Annotated in this window: 13 protein-coding genes; 6 read left to right on the top strand and 7 right to left on the bottom strand. The window is 62.3% G+C overall.

The genetic code is table 11. The annotated features are described in order from the left end of the window. Positions 1–185 precede the first annotated feature (185 nt). The 6 genes from ASC80_RS08250 to ASC80_RS08225 all read left to right on the top strand — a co-directional run bounded on the left by ASC80_RS08250 (position 186) and on the right by ASC80_RS08225 (position 5,944). The gene (locus tag ASC80_RS08250; protein WP_056294916.1) at positions 186–425 is read left to right on the top strand and encodes an acyl carrier protein; all 240 of its coding nucleotides are present in this window, start codon (positions 186–188) and stop codon (positions 423–425) included. Between the two features lie 98 nt (positions 426–523). Continuing rightward, positions 524–1,789 carry a beta-ketoacyl-ACP synthase II gene (gene fabF / locus ASC80_RS08245; protein ID WP_056294913.1) on the top strand — a complete coding sequence of 422 codons (1,266 nt, stop codon included), beginning with the start codon at positions 524–526 and terminating at the stop codon, positions 1,787–1,789. A 123-nt stretch (positions 1,790–1,912) separates the two neighbouring features. After that, positions 1,913–3,250, top strand: a complete 1,338-nt coding sequence (mltG, locus tag ASC80_RS08240) for an endolytic transglycosylase MltG (RefSeq protein ID WP_056294910.1) — start codon at positions 1,913–1,915, stop codon at positions 3,248–3,250. A gap of 149 nt (positions 3,251–3,399) precedes the next feature. Beyond that, positions 3,400–4,287 (top strand): YicC/YloC family endoribonuclease, encoded by an 888-nt coding sequence (locus ASC80_RS08235; protein WP_056294907.1) that lies wholly within the window; start codon positions 3,400–3,402, stop codon positions 4,285–4,287. Positions 4,288–4,290: 3 nt separating this feature from the next. Continuing rightward, positions 4,291–4,953, top strand: a complete 663-nt coding sequence (gene gmk, locus ASC80_RS08230) for a guanylate kinase (protein WP_056294904.1) — start codon at positions 4,291–4,293, stop codon at positions 4,951–4,953. 49 nt (positions 4,954–5,002) lie between these two features. Next, positions 5,003–5,944: an NAD(P)H-dependent flavin oxidoreductase gene (locus tag ASC80_RS08225; protein ID WP_056294901.1), complete on the top strand. Its 942-nt coding sequence runs from the start codon at positions 5,003–5,005 to the stop codon at positions 5,942–5,944. A 13-nt stretch (positions 5,945–5,957) separates the two neighbouring features. Here the strand turns inward: ASC80_RS08225 and ASC80_RS08220 are convergent, their stop codons facing one another. From ASC80_RS08220 to lptG, 7 genes are all read right to left on the bottom strand, one after another. After that, positions 5,958–6,956 carry a hypothetical protein gene (locus tag ASC80_RS08220; protein ID WP_056294898.1) on the bottom strand — a complete coding sequence of 333 codons (999 nt, stop codon included), beginning with the start codon at positions 6,954–6,956 and terminating at the stop codon, positions 5,958–5,960. A 242-nt stretch (positions 6,957–7,198) separates the two neighbouring features. After that, positions 7,199–8,257, bottom strand: coding sequence for an alcohol dehydrogenase (locus tag ASC80_RS08215; protein ID WP_056294894.1), 1,059 nt, complete (start codon positions 8,255–8,257; stop codon positions 7,199–7,201). A 23-nt stretch (positions 8,258–8,280) separates the two neighbouring features. After that, entirely contained in the window at positions 8,281–9,138 is an 858-nt protein-coding gene (gene rsmA / locus ASC80_RS08210; protein ID WP_056294891.1) for a 16S rRNA (adenine(1518)-N(6)/adenine(1519)-N(6))-dimethyltransferase RsmA, read from the bottom strand. Then, positions 9,138–10,145, bottom strand: a complete 1,008-nt coding sequence (pdxA, locus tag ASC80_RS08205) for a 4-hydroxythreonine-4-phosphate dehydrogenase PdxA (protein WP_056294888.1) — start codon at positions 10,143–10,145, stop codon at positions 9,138–9,140. The genes rsmA and pdxA overlap by 1 nt, the downstream gene beginning before the upstream one ends. Positions 10,146–10,207: 62 nt before the next feature. Then, positions 10,208–11,137, bottom strand: coding sequence for a peptidylprolyl isomerase (locus tag ASC80_RS08200; RefSeq protein WP_056294885.1), 930 nt, complete (start codon positions 11,135–11,137; stop codon positions 10,208–10,210). An 82-nt stretch (positions 11,138–11,219) separates the two neighbouring features. Beyond that, a complete protein-coding gene (locus tag ASC80_RS08195; protein WP_244487206.1) occupies positions 11,220–13,625 on the bottom strand; it encodes an LPS-assembly protein LptD in 2,406 nt (801 codons plus the stop codon). A 77-nt stretch (positions 13,626–13,702) separates the two neighbouring features. After that, positions 13,703–14,791, bottom strand: a complete 1,089-nt coding sequence (lptG, locus tag ASC80_RS08190; protein WP_056294879.1) for an LPS export ABC transporter permease LptG — start codon at positions 14,789–14,791, stop codon at positions 13,703–13,705. Between the last annotated feature and the right edge of the window lie 11 nt (positions 14,792–14,802).

Raw genomic sequence — 14,802 nt, 5'->3', positions numbered from 1 at the left:
GCCGGTCCCCGCTGTCGTGGACCAAGCGCAAGGGGAAGAACGCCATTGCAGGATTCCAAAACCCTGTATATTGCCCTTGCATCGTTCGCCCCCGTGTGGACGAACAGAATTTGACGAACTAACTCACGCGATGGCTCGTATCGTTTTGCGGTCGAGTTTAACGGAACAAGCACGAGGTTGATACGATGAGTGAGATTGGCGAGCGGGTTAAGAAGATCGTGGTGGAACACCTCGGCGTCGAACCCGAAAAGGTTATCGACTCTGCGAGTTTCATTGATGATCTGGGTGCCGACAGCCTCGATACCGTCGAACTCGTCATGGCATTCGAGGAAGAATTCGGCTGCGAAATTCCGGACGATGCCGCCGAGACGATTCTCACCGTCGGCGACGCCACCAAGTTTCTCGAGAAAAACGCAAAAAGCTGACGCTCGCGCGCAGTGCTGACGCGGACCGGCGGGCTGAATAACAGCGGCCCGCCGTCTTGCTGTTTTAGCGCTGCCAATGCGGAGCCGGAGTGCGCCAGATGAGACGGGTTGTCGTCACGGGCCTTGGCATGGTGTCGCCACTGGGGCGCGGCGTCGAAACGACGTGGGCGCGGATTCTCAACGGCGATAGCGGCGCCCGCAAGATCGATCATTTTGATGTTTCCGATCTGACCTGTCAGATCGCCTGCGTGATTCCGCGCGGCGACGGCACCGAAGGCACGTTCAATCCTGACCAGTGGATGGAGCCGAAGGAGCAGCGCAAGGTCGACGACTTCATCGTCTTTGCGATGGCGGCGGCGACCGAGGCGCTCGACGATGCGAACTGGCATCCGTCGACTGAGGATGAACGTTGCGCCACCGGCACGATGATCGGTTCGGGCATCGGCGGTGTCGAAGGCATCGGTGAAGCCGCGATCATCCTGAAGGAGCGCGGGCCGCGCAAGCTGTCGCCATTTTTCATTCCGGGCCGCCTGATCAATCTCGCTTCGGGTTACGTCTCGATCAAGCACGGTCTCAAGGGACCAAACCACGCGGTGGTGACCGCGTGTTCGACGGGCGCACATGCGATCGGTGACGCCAGCCGGCTGATCGCATTCGGCGACGCCGACGTGATGGTTGCGGGCGGTGCGGAGTCCGCGGTCAATCGTTTGGCGATGGGCGGGTTCTGCGCGCTGCGCGCGATGTCCACAGGTTACAACGACCGTCCGACGATCGCGTCGCGTCCTTACGACAAGGACCGCGACGGTTTCGTGATGGGCGAGGGTGCTGGTGTCGTCGTGCTGGAAGAATACGAGCACGCCAAAAAGCGCGGCGCCAAGATTTACGCCGAGGTGATCGGCTATGGCCTGACCGGCGACGCCTATCACATTACGGCGCCCGCCGAGGACGGCAACGGCGCGTTCCGCTGCATGACCGCCGCGATCAAGCGTGCCGGCATCACGGCCTCCGATCTCGATTACATCAACGCGCACGGCACCTCGACGCCGCTGGGCGACGAGATTGAACTCGGGGCGGCGGAACGGCTGCTCGGCAATGCCGCCTCCGAGGTGTCGATGTCATCGACAAAGTCGTCGACCGGACATCTGCTCGGCGCCGCCGGTGCGATTGAGGCGATTTTCTCGATTCTGGCGATTCGCGACAATGTTGCACCGCCGACCATCAATCTGGATAATCCGTCGGTCGAGACCGCGATCGATCTCGTTCCGCACAAGGCAAGGCAGCGGGAGATCAATGTCGCGCTGTCGAATTCGTTCGGTTTTGGCGGCACCAACGCGTCGCTGATCGTCAGGCGGGTTGCGAATTAACAAGCGGTAAGACTTCACCGAATTGCCGGATTCAGTCATATTGCTAACTGCGATGCATGCGAAACAGTGAACGGGGCCGGCCGTCATTCCAGGTGACAGGCCGGCGGGAATTCAGGTTGCAACATGAGTCAAAGACCGCCGATTTCTCCGAGGAGCCCGCGTGCCGCGCTCGAGCCTGAGCAGGTTCCGCAGCCGCCGCGGCGTTCGGACCGGGCGCGTAATCCCTTCGTCGTCGCGGGCAATGCGATCATCACCGCGCTGTTGCTGATCATCATCGGCGCGGGCGGTCTTTACGTCTATGGCAAGCAGGTTCTGAGCGCCAAGGGGCCGCTGACGGCCGACAAGACCGTCAACATTCCGCCCCGTGCCGGCATGGCCGACATCGGCGAGATCCTTCAGCGCGAAGGCGTTATCAAGGCTGACAAGTGGACCTTCATCGGCAGCGTGCTGGCGATGCGCGCGCGCTCCGAACTGAAGTCGGGCGAATTCCTGTTTCCCAAACAGGCAAGTCTCGCCGCTGTGATCGGCACCATCGTCGAAGGCAAGGTGGTGCAACATTCGTTCACCGTGCCGGAGGGGCTGACATCCGAGCAGATCGTTGCCCGTCTTCAGGAGAACGATATTTTCGCCGGTACGCCGCATGAGATTCCGCGCGAGGGAACGCTGCTGCCGGACACCTACAAGTTTCCGCGCGGCACCCCGCGCGATCAGGTGATCCAGCGGATGCAGCAGGCGCACAAGCGCGTGCTGGCCGAGATATGGGAACGCCGCAGTCCCGATCTTCCGGTCCGCTCGCCGGAGCAACTGGTGACGCTGGCGTCGATCGTTGAGAAGGAAACGGGCAGGGCGGATGAGCGCAGCCGCGTCGCCGCTGTATTCGTCAACCGGCTTCGCCAGAAGATCAAGTTGCAGTCCGATCCGACGATCATCTATGGCCTAGTCGGCGGCAAGGGGACCCTCGGCCGTCCGATCAAGCGCAGCGAGATCACCCAGCCGTCGCCCTACAATACCTATGTGATCGAGGGGCTGCCGCCGGGGCCGATCGCCAATCCCGGACGCGCCTCGCTCGAAGCCACCGCCAATCCCGCACGCACCCGCGACCTGTTTTTCGTCGCCGATGGCACCGGCGGTCATACCTTCACCGAGAGCTACGATCAGCACCAGAAGGCGGTGGTGAAACTGCGCGCGCTGGAGCGCCAGCAGCAGAACGATACCTCGGAGCCTGAAGAAGCCCCGGCAGCGCCTGCCGCGCCGGCCGCAGCGCCCAGCGCGCCGGCCGGATCGAAGAAGGGATCGCCGCGCACTGGCGGCTCGCCGAAGTCGTCTGCTGCAAGTTCGGCCCATGCCGAAGCCAAGCCCGAGGACACGCCGCCGGCATCCCATGGGCGGCATAAGCGGGTGCCCAGCCGCGCCAAGAACGGCCCGGTGCCACTGGTCGTTGCGCCTGCACCGAAGCAGTAGCCCGCCGCAGGTTCATCCATCATTTCCTACGGTGCGGTCCTGTATTCAGGCCGGAAAACCGGTATCCATCACCGCTGAAACCGCGTTATTGTCCGGAAGGTTCGCGTTCTGCGAATCTTCCTGATGATTCAGCCTGAGATGGAGTCGCGATGGCGTTGTCGAGCATGACCGGATTCGCGCGGAGCCATGGCACCAGCGGACCCTATTCGTTCGAATGGGAATTGAAGTCCGTCAACGCCAAGGGGCTCGATTTCCGGATGCGGTTGCCGCCGGGATGGGACGAGGTCGAACCGGTCGCCCGCAAGCGCGCTACTGAAGTTCTGTCGCGTGGCACCGTCTATGCCAACCTGACCGTCAAACGTACCGGCATCGTCTCGTCGGTCCGGATCAACGAAGAGATTCTGGCCTCGATCCTGAGCGTCGCCAGCGACCTGTCAAAGAAAATCAGCGCCGCGCCGCCGAGCGTCGACGGATTGCTTGCGGTCAAGGGCGTCATCGAGGTGGCCGAGCCGGAGAGCGACGAAGCGGAGATACAGGCAGCGAAGGTGGCCGTCGCCGCAACCTTCGAGCAGGCACTGCACAGCCTGGTTGACATGCGCAAGCGTGAGGGCACCTCACTGAAGCAAATTCTCGTCCAGCGCATCGATGAAATCGAACGGCTGGCCGGAAGGGCGGAAGCTGCACCCGGCCGCAAGCCGGAGGCAATCCGGGCGCGGCTCGCCGAACAGATCGCGACGTTGCTCGAAGCTTCCGACCGTTTTGATTCCGAGCGGCTCAATCAGGAAGCGCTGATGATGGCGACCAGGGCAGATATCCGCGAGGAGCTTGACCGCATCGCCTCCCATGTCATGCAGGCGCGCGAACTGCTCGGCAAGGGCGGCGCGATCGGCCGCCGCCTCGATTTTCTCGCACAGGAGTTCAACCGCGAGGTCAACACCTGCTGCTCGAAGTCCAACGATCTCGAGCTGACCAATACCGGTCTCGAGATGAAAAACGTGGTCGAGCAGTTTCGCGAGCAGGTTCAGAATCTGGAGTAGGGCATGACGGCTGGGGGCGAAAAGACCAGTTCGGGAGCCGCGCGGCGCGGGCTGATGTTCGTGCTGTCGTCGCCGTCGGGCGCCGGCAAATCGACGCTGGCGGGCATGCTGATCAAAAAGATGGCAGGCCTGCGGATGTCGGTGTCGGTGACGACGCGTGCGAAGCGGCCCGGCGAGGTCGACGGTCAGCACTATCATTTCATCGACAAGGCGAAGTTCGACGAGATGGCGAAGGCTGACGAGTTATTGGAGCACGCGCCTGTCTTCGACAATTTTTACGGTACGCCGCGCCAGCCGGTCGAAGCGGCACTAGCTGCCGGGCAGGACGTGTTGTTCGATATCGATTGGCAGGGTACGCAACAGTTGCGCGAGAAGGCACGCGCCGATGTCGTCAGTGTTTTCATCTTGCCGCCGTCCGCAGCCGATCTTGAGAAGCGTCTCCATACCCGTGCACAGGATTCCGACGCGGTGATCCGCAGCCGGATGGATCGCGCCAGCCACGAACTCAGCCACTGGGCCGAATACGATTACGTTGTCACCAACTATGACCTAACCACGGCATTCGCGGAGGTCGAAACCATCCTCAAGGCCGAACGTCTCAAGCGCGAACGCCAGACCGGCTTGTCGGCTTTTGTCCGCGATCTGCAAAACCAGCTCGGCGGATAGATTTTCGGATCCGGCTATTCCGCTGGATCCGCGCGACCGGAGTTGTCTCATGATTTCCACCGCACTCACCCAGCTGTTCGATCTTCGCGCGCCGATATTGTCCGCTCCAATGGCCGGCATTGCGGGCGGTGCGCTGGCGGCTGCGGTGACGCGGGCGGGCGGTCTTGGCGTGATTGGCGGCGGCTACGGCGATCGTGACTGGCTGAAATCGCAACTCGCAGCGGCAGGCAACACGCCGGTCGGCGTCGGCTTCATCACATGGTCGATGGCGAAGCGGCCGGATCTGCTTAAGCTTGCGCTCGACCATGCGCCGAAAGCGATCTTCCTGTCGTTCGGCGATCTGCGGCCGTTCGCACCGTTGGTCAAGCAGGCCGGGATTCCACTGATAGCGCAGGTCCAGACCTTGCGCGATGCGAAAGTGGCGCGCGACGAGGGCGCCGATGTCATCGTTGCGCAAGGCACCGAAGCCGGTGGCCACGGTTCGATACGCAGCACATTCACGCTGGTGCCCGAAGTGGTTGACGCTGTCGGGCTTGTCCCAGTGGTTGCGGCGGGCGGCGTTGCCGACGGGCGCGGGCTGGCTGCCGCGCTCATGCTGGGTGCCGCCGGAGTACTATGCGGAACGGCTTTTGTGACCTCGGAAGAAACGCTGCTGCATCCGAACGTCAAGGCTGCGGCCGTCGCGGCAACCGGCGATGACACTTTGCGTAGTTCAGTATTCGACGTTGCGCGCAGCATCGACTGGCCGGAGCCATGGACGATGCGCACATTGCGCAACGCGTTCTCGGATCAGTGGGCGGATGATTTCGACGGGCTGCGCAGCAATGCCGCTCGGGAAGCCGCGCGTTACGCCAAAGCGCGCGATGCCGGTGATACCGATGTCTCCGCGGTGATCGTCGGCGAGGGCATCGGTCTCATCCACGCAGTCCAGCCCGCCGCTCAGGTGGTGCAGCGGATTGTCGACCAGGCGGAAAAGCTGCTCGCGCGGTAGCGTCGTGGCCGGATCAGGCCGCCGAGCGCTTGACCCGCTGGAGAAGTTTCTCGAGCTCGTCTTGCGGGGCGTCTACGTCCCGATCAGCAACGTCACGCAGCTCGCGCGGCAAGTTGTCGTTGCGCGTCGGCTGCTCGGCGTCCCACGGGGCGGGCGGATTGTCGGTGTCGACATGATCCCAGATCGCGCGTCGCGGACGCTGCTCCGCGATTTGCCGTGGCCGGATGTATCTCAGGATGGCCGGGCCGATGATGGCTGCAAGTGCCAGCAGCCCCGCAAGCACACTCAGCCCGAGACCGAGGGTGCTGACTGCACTCTCTGGTGCTTGCTCTTGGGGCGCCGCCGGGGTGATTGCGAATCCAACGGTGGAAGGACGCGGCTGCTGCGGTTTCGCGGCGGCCTGCTCATTCTGAGCCTGCTTCCTCGCCAGCATGGTCTGCGCATCGGTCGAAGCAGCGGTGCTCACCTGATCGGGCCAGCGTGAAGAGAAAGCGGCCGTGCCGTCGGATGCAGCTGGTTGATTTGGCGCAGCGTTTGGTTCGGGCTGTTCAGTGATCGGCGGCCAGACGGATTCAGCGAGCTTCTGGTCTTCGGTGGAAAGCTTCGGCTCAGCCTGCTTCTTGTCAGCGGGAATTTCGGCGCGAGCATTAGCGATGGATCGGTCGGAACGCTCGGGTTTGTTCGGCGGGGTGGCATCTGCTGTCGGCGAAGGGGTCGCCTCGGAAGGAGATGAATCGGCTTCGGCCGATGCCGAAGGTTTTTCCGGCACAGCTTTTTTGCTCTTGGCGACTTCGTCCGCGAGATACCAGCACTTCTTCTTGGTCGCTCTGTCAGTCCGATAGTACCAATGCGCGCCTTGCGGAGCGACGCCCTTCGGCGCGGCGTGACAGTCGTTGGCGGTGCTTGCCGCAGCGCCTTGCTGAGCGGCGACTTCGGGAGCAGCGAAGGCAGCGCCGGCAAGGAGACTGAGCGCGACGGCCGCGGCGGATGTGATGATGGATTTGTTCGGCATTCTGCCCCTCTATGTCGCTCAACGCATACTTTCCGCGTCGGGTTTTCGGCGACAAGTTGGGTGGCAATGCGCCGCAAATCCGGACAGCGTAAGGCTTAATTCGGGCGCGTGCTTTTGCGAGCAAGCGAGAGAGTGTTGCTGGTCGCTATTTGCGGTTGTGTGAGTGGATATCGAGCATGCGGTGAGACACGGGGCTCTCGCCCCGCGCCTCACCCAGGCACATATGGCGGTGTGTTGTACGATCAGTTCCGCAGCATGATGCGGCCGACCACCTTGCCGGCGCGCAGTTCCTCGATCCATTTCTGGACGTCAGCCATCGGTTCTTCGCGGATCGGCGTCGGCTTGACCTTGCCAGCGCGTGCCAGCGCCATCAGTTCGTGCGCTTCTTCCAGCGTGCCGACCATGAAACCCTCGATGGTCATGCGCTTGTAGATCCACTGCACCATCGGCAGGTTGAAGTTGCCGCCCATCAGGCCGGACACGACGATCTTGCCGCCGCGCGCCAGCACCGACACGGCGAACGCCATCGATTTTTCATTGCCGGCGAAATCGACAACCTCGTCAAAGCCGCCGCCGCTTTCCTTAAGAATACGCTTGACGATGTCGGCCTCCGACGGGTCGTAGGCGACCGAGGCGCCGTTCTTGAGTGCTGCCTCGCGGGCCGACGCACTGAGATCGGCAACCGAAATCGGCTGCTTGAACATGGCCGGTGCGAACGCAAGTCCCATCATGCCAACGCCGCCGAGGCCGATCAGCAGGAGATTACGCTGGCGTGGCCGATCGGCGAGGCGCTTGAGCGCGCCGTAGGCGGTGACGCCCGAACACATCAGGGTCGCAGCCATGTTGACAGGCAGCGGATCGTAGTCGAGCAGGTATTTCGCATCCGGCACCAGTACGTGGCTGGCAAAGCCGCCGTCGATCGAGACGCCAAGGAAGCGCTGTTTCGCGCACAGGTTTTCATCGCCGCTGAGACATTCAGCGCATTGACCGCAGCCGATCCACGGGAACACGGCCTTCTTCTTGCCGATCAGGTCCTTCGAGACGTCCGGGCCGACCTCGTCGACGACGCCTGCAATCTCGTGGCCGAGCGTGAAGGGCAGGGTCATGCCGCGCGTGGTGTCGAGCTTCTTGCCGCCCCCGAGGTCGGCGTAGCCGTCCTGGATATGAAGATCGGAATGACACAGGCCGCAACGCTCGATGCGCACCAGCACTTCCTTGCCTTGCGGCTTCGGTGTGTCGACGATCGTTTCGCACAGCGGCGCGTCGAACTTCACCAGCGATTGACGGACCATTCTTGCCATTCGGCCTTTCTCCTTCAAAACGTCTATGACTTGGCTGATCTTATATTCGTCAATTCCCGCGCCATGGCAACAAAGCCCGAGATTGGCACGGTTTCAGCGCGTCGCACCGGATCGATGCCGGCGGCGGCGGCGAGCAACGCCGGATCTACGCCGAGCGATTTGAGGCTTTGGCGCAGCATTTTCCTGCGCTGATTGAAGGCTGATGCGGTGACCTGCTCGAGCGCGCGGCGCTCGCACGGCTCCGGTGCAGCGCGCGGAATCAGGCGCACCACCGACGATGTCACTTTGGGCGGCGGCACGAATGCGTTGGGCGCAATATCGAACAGGATCTTGGTTTCGGCGCGCCAGTTCGACAGCACGCCGAGGCGGCCATAGGCGTTATCATTCTCACGCGCCACGATACGTTCGGCAACCTCGCGCTGAAACATCAGCACCATCATGTCGTACCACGGCGGCCATGGCTCCGCGCACAGCCAGTCGATTAGGAGCGCGGTGGCGATGTTGTAGGGCAGGTTGGCGACGATCCTCGCGCGCTCCCCATTCAGCAGCGGACGCGGGTCGAAGGTCATGGCGTCGGCATTGGCGATATGAAGACGGCCGGGATAACGCTGCGCGATTTCCTCCAGCGCGGGAATGGCGCGTTCGTCGCGCTCGACCGCGATCACACGTCTGGCGCCGAGCGCCAGCAGCGCGCGTGTCAGTCCACCGGGGCCGGGACCGATCTCAACGATGGTCGCGTCTTCGAGCGGACCCGCGGCACGTGCAATCCGCGCCGTCAGGTTGAGGTCGAGCAGAAAGTTCTGGCCGAGAGATTTACGCGCAGACAGATCGTGACGCTGGATGACGTCGCGCAGCGGCGGCAGATCGTCGATCTGGGCCATTATGCCGGCTTCGCCTGCGCCATGCGGGCGGCGAGACGCAGCGCCGCGATCAGGCTCGCCGGGTTGGCCTTGCCGGTGCCGGCGATGTCGAAGGCGGTGCCGTGATCGGGCGATGTGCGGATGAACGGCAGGCCGAGTGTGACGTTGACGCCGTCTTCGAAAGCAATGGTCTTGATCGGGATCAGTGCCTGATCGTGGTACATGCAGATCGCGCAGTCGTAGCTCTTACGCGCGGCGGCATGAAACATGGTGTCAGCGGGCAACGGGCCTCGCACATCGATGCCCTCGTTGCGCAATGTGGCAATGGCGGGGGCAATAATCGCTTGGTCCTCAGTGCCGAGCGAACCGTCTTCGCCAGCGTGCGGATTGAGCCCGGAGATCGCAAGACGCGGCTTCGCAATTCCGAAGCGCGCGCGCAGGTCGGCCGCGACGATCCGCGCTGTCCTCGCAATCAGATCTGATGTGAGGTGCGTGATGGCATCACGCAGCGGCAAATGAATGGTCACAGGCACCACGGCCAGCTCAGGCGACCACAGCATCATCACGGGAAGGGGCACCGGGCCACCGGCGGCCGACAGTTCGGCAAGGAATTCGGTATGGCCCGGGTGGATGAAGCCCGCGCGAAAAAGCACGCTTTTGGCGATCGGGTTGGTGACCACCGCACTGGCGTGGCCGGCGACGACATCGGCGACGGCCTGACGGATCGAAGCGATCGCCGCTGGCGCGCTGCTGTCGTCCGGCTGGCCGGGCTGCGCGGTGATCGCGTGACCGCCATCGACAACCGGCAGTGCGTCCGCGAACAACGCGACGGCGTCGGCGGGGTGTGCGTTGGCAAGCGCCAGTTTGACGCCGAGGATTTTGGCGCGCGCCGCGAGAAACGCGCCGTCGCCGATCAGGTAAAAAGGTGGAAGCGCGAGCTCCTGCCGCCGCACCCAGGCCGCAATCGCGATATCTGGCCCGATGCCTGCCGGTTCGCCGATCGTCAGAGCAAGGGGCTTCGATGTCATGTCCGGCTTTCAGGTCTCATCCCGTTGCGCGCCTCATGCCGGGCGCGCAACGGTTGGCCGCCTCATCGGCGATATTCGATCATCGCGCCCTTGCGGAGATCTTCCAGATAATCCTTCGACTTGGCCTCGAATTTCTGGACGTACAGCTTGTCGCGGGCTTCCTTCTTCGCAGGCGCATCCGCCGTGGTCGGCTTGCGATCGCACAGCGCAACCATTTCGATGCCCTGCTTGGTAACTTCAGGAGCGGTAAGATGGCCGATCGGAGTTTTGTCGAGCACCTGACGCAGGGCAGGCGGCAGGTCGGCCGATGTCTTGACGACGAGGTCGCGGATGGCTGCATCGCGCAGTGTGCGGAAAATGCTCAGCGCTTCGTCGCAGCTCTGAATCCGGTTGCGCAAGGCTTCGGCTTCCCTGCGCCGTGATTCAATCGTCGCCGATGAGCCGCGCGCGACTACCAGCATGATCGGGCGCATCCGGTATTCGAAGCTGTCGGCCTGCTGTCCGTTGCTCTCTGGAATCGCCGAGCGGACGTCTTGTTCGCCGACCATCAGGCTTTGCTGAAACCTCCCGCGGATCAGTGCATTCCATGCGGTTTCCGCCTTCAGGCGCGCCTTCAAGGTTTCAGGGCGAATTCCCTTGGATTCCAGAACCTTCGAGAGCTGATCGGGGCTGAGCCGCATCCGTGCGCCCATGCCGGCGTAAGCATTGTCGACGTCCGATGCGCTGAGATCGATGGTGAATTTTTTGGCTTCCTTGATCTTGATCTTGTCGTCGATCAGTTCCTGGATCACCTCTTTGCGCGACGGCGATTTGTGCATGGTCAGCGCGATCAGTTTCGAGCGCTGCTGAATATCGAGATCGGTGATCGGTTCGCCGTTGACCATAACGACAACCTGGGCCTGAGCGGGTGACGGCTGGGCAACGAACATCAGCGCCGCGATCATGAGCGGGATGCCGGAGGTCAGGGAAGAAAGAAATCTTGCTGTCATCATGTCGTCCGTGAAGTTAGGCGCCCCAACTTGCAATTTTGCCAATCGGCACGAACGCGCGGCGCGACAGCGCCGGCGTCTGTGCCTACTGCACCGTTCCAACGCTGGTGGAGACTGCCGTTCCGCCGATCGTCCGCAAGCCGATCTGGAACATCACACGATGATCGGTGACAGGCTGCAGATTACCGATCGTCGTGTAGTCGTAATCGGTGACGTAATTGACCGCCAGAATGAAGCAGTCATCCACATAGCCTGCACCGATCAGGTACTGATTGACCTTCTGGGCACTGAGGTCGTAGCGCAGGCCGCCGGAGACAACCCAGTTTGCCGCAACCTTGAGCGAGCCGGTCCCGAGAATGCCTTCACGGCGGTTCAGGAAGCCGAGCTCGGGCTGCGAGGCGTAGTTGCCATACAGCAGGCTGACCGACCAGCGATCGAAATTGGCGCGAGCTTCGGCCTCGAAGCGCTTCACTTCCGCCGTGTCTTCGTCGAGCCTGGCGCGCGTCGTGAAGCTGTAGATTCTGTTCGGTGAATAGGCGAGGCGGGCGACGTAATCGGAGCGTGGGGTCTCCAGGCCGGTGTTGATGCCCGTATTCGTCAGATCCTGCACGGCGTAGGAGTTCATCCCGAACAACTGGTAGGACTGACCGAACAGGGCGTTGATGGACCCGCCGTGATCGAATTGCGTCGTCGACTGGATACCGACATTGGCGCGGCCACCGCCTTCGACGCGATCCCATCCCGAGAACTTGTTCACGCTGAACAAGTTGGTGTCGTCGAACGTCAGGCTTTGCGCGTCTTCGTTGGGCAGGGTGCCGGCGTGAGTTTCGTTCGGCCGGATGATGACCTGTGCGATCGGTTCGACAGTGGTCGTGCCCCACGGCTGCACATTGATGAACGGATAGCGATATTCGAGCCCAACTGCCGGCATCACCCGCGCAACCTGGGTCTCGCCGGTGTTCGTGAAGTTCGAGACGCCCGGCTGATTGAGGATGTTGGCGTCAATCAGGTCGGCGCGCACCGATGCGAAGGGAGTGAATATCTGGCCGTACGGATCGGTGAAGGAGCGGCGCCACTGGGCCTCGCCGGATAGCCGGGTGTAGTTGCCGGCAACGCCGCGCAGCAGGCAATTGCCGGGCGTCCGGGCGCGCGGGTCGGCGCTGGTCGGCAAACACCAGCCGTTGTTGGCCGCCGTCGTCGTGATCGGATCGAACGCTGCGGTTTCGCGGCTCAGGCTGGTGAAGTTCGCCTTGTAGCTGAACTCGCCGCCGAGCAGCGACCGGTTGAAGACGTTGGCGTAGTCGATCACCGGATGAACGATCGGAATCTGGCTCTGGATATCGGCGGCCGAGTAGCCGAGATAATAGATCGTGCGGGCGTCAAAATAGCTGCGGTTGCCGACGCCGGTCAGATAGAGCTGCGATGTGCCTTCCGTCGGCGTCAGCAGGAACGCGCCGAGTGGGTTCTTGTATGCCGCCAGATTGTAATCGCGGAAGAACGTATTGTCGGTGGCGGCGACGGCATCCCAGCCCCAGACCCATTTGTCGTTCAGCGCGAACTGGCCGCTTGAATCGATGCCGCCACGGAATTTGCGATCCCCGGCCTGACCGGCGAATACGCCCGGGTCCTGCTGGCTGATGCCATAGGCGCGGATTTCATAGGCGCCGTTGATCAGGCGATGACGGAAATCGCCCTGCATCAGGAGGCCTTGCTTGGTGGTGTAGCGCGGCGTGAGGGTCAGGTCGTAGTTGGGGGCGAGCGCCCAATAGAATGGCGTCTCGATGCCGATGCCCGTCGCCGAGTTGCTGCTGGCCCACGGCATCAGGAAGCCGGTCTTGCGCTTCACAGTCGGATCGGGCGTCGAGAAATAGGGCATATAGGCGATCGGCATGCCGAAGAATTCGAGGGTCGCATCCTCGAAATAGAGCATCCGCTCGGTCTGGTTGTGGATGATGCGCGCGCCCTTGACCTGCCACAGCGGCGGTTTCTTCGGATTGTCCTTACAGGCAGCGCAGGCCGTATAGACGCCGCTCTGGAATACCGTGCTTTCGCCTTTGCTGCGGTCGGCGCGCGCTGCCGCCATCCGGGTCTGGTCCGGCGTGTCGAGCCGCAGCGAATCGACAAAGCCGTCGCGATAGTCGTCGCTGAGGTCGAGCATCTTGGCGTAGGTGATCTTGCCGTCCGCATCGGTCATGCGAACGTTGCCCTCGGCGTGCAGCCGCTTGGTCTTCTGGTCGTAAGTGACCTTGTCGGCTTCGAGCGTCGATCCGTTGTAGTAGATCTGAACATTGCCGACCGCGGCGACGCGCGAGTTGTTGTAGTCGTAATTGACCTCAAGCGCCTGCACGAGCATCTGCCCGTCCTTGGCGGCGGTATTTTTCGGCGGCTTTTTCGGTGTCGGGCGCGGATTATAGGTGAAGGTCTGGGCGGCCGCAGGGGTCGAAGCGGCCGCGAACACACCGGCAACACCGAGCACCAGAACAGCAGACATGACGAGGCGATAACGGCGCAAGCGATTGCGCCGCCTGAACGCAGGCGTCCGTCCTTGGAGGGCGGCGACAACGGCCACTACCCGTCCTCCTGGTACAGCAAGGCTAAAAAACCGGTCAGGCCGCCCACGCAAACGGGCAGCCATGCGGCAGCGAGCGGGTGCATCAACTCGGCCTTGCTCAAATCCTCAGTTACTTTCTGCAGGACATAGAGCAGAAACCCTGCACCCACGCCACTTAAAACCATCTTCTGTACGCCGCCGAACCTGAAGAATCGTAAACTGACGGCGGCCGCAAGCATAACCATCGCAGCCAATAGAAATGGGCGCGAGATCAGCTTTTGATACTGTAGTCGATAGCCTGCTGTCGCCAGACCAGACCCGGCAGAGGACTTGATGTAGTCTGGCAGTTGCCAAAAAGACACAGTTTCGGGAGTGGCAAAGCTGTTCCGGACTTGTGCCGGGGTCAGAGGTGTATTCAGATAGAAGCTCGCGTCGTCGACCGGAGGATCGGTCATGGTGTACCGGCGAACTTTCTTGAAGTGCCAGCGCCCCGGTTCCAGCGTCGCTTCCCGAGCCTCGATTCGGTCCTTGAACGTGCCATCCGGCAAGAACTGGAAGACGGTCAGCCCGGCGAGTCGCATGCCCTGGCCCTGACTGGATGCAGCGTTGATGATCGCCTGGCCCTCTGGCGTCGACTGATTGATCCAGAAACCGGAGGCATCCTGCAAACCGGACGCGCGGCCGGAGAATAACTCCGACTCCATCTCCTTGGCGCGCTCCTGCATCGCGGCCGACAGCGGATTGTAAATCATCGTCGCCGCGACGCCGAGCAGCATGGCGCTCAACAGAGCGGGGGTGATGAACTGCCAGGCCGAAATGCCGGCCGCGCGCGCGATTACCAGTTCGAGGCTTCGCGACAACGACAGATAACAGGACATCGCGCCGATCAGGATGCAGAACGGCATCACTCGTTCGAGCAATTGCGGCACGCGAAAAAATGAGGTCTCGGCAACAAAAAGCGCCGACGCCGACGGGATGTTTGCGGTACGCCGCATCAGTTCGATGTAATCGACAAGCACGATTAGTACGAAAATACCAAGGAACGCGGCGACCGACGCCACGATGAATCGTTTCGCGAAATAGCGCGCCAGCGTGTTCGCTATCATTGACGCCACCA

It is taken from the genome of Afipia sp. Root123D2 (assembly GCF_001425835.1).
Classification (GTDB): Bacteria; Pseudomonadota; Alphaproteobacteria; order Rhizobiales; family Xanthobacteraceae; genus Afipia.
The sequence above is the reverse complement of the archived record's forward strand: the minus strand, read 5'-3'. Positions and strand labels throughout refer to the sequence as shown.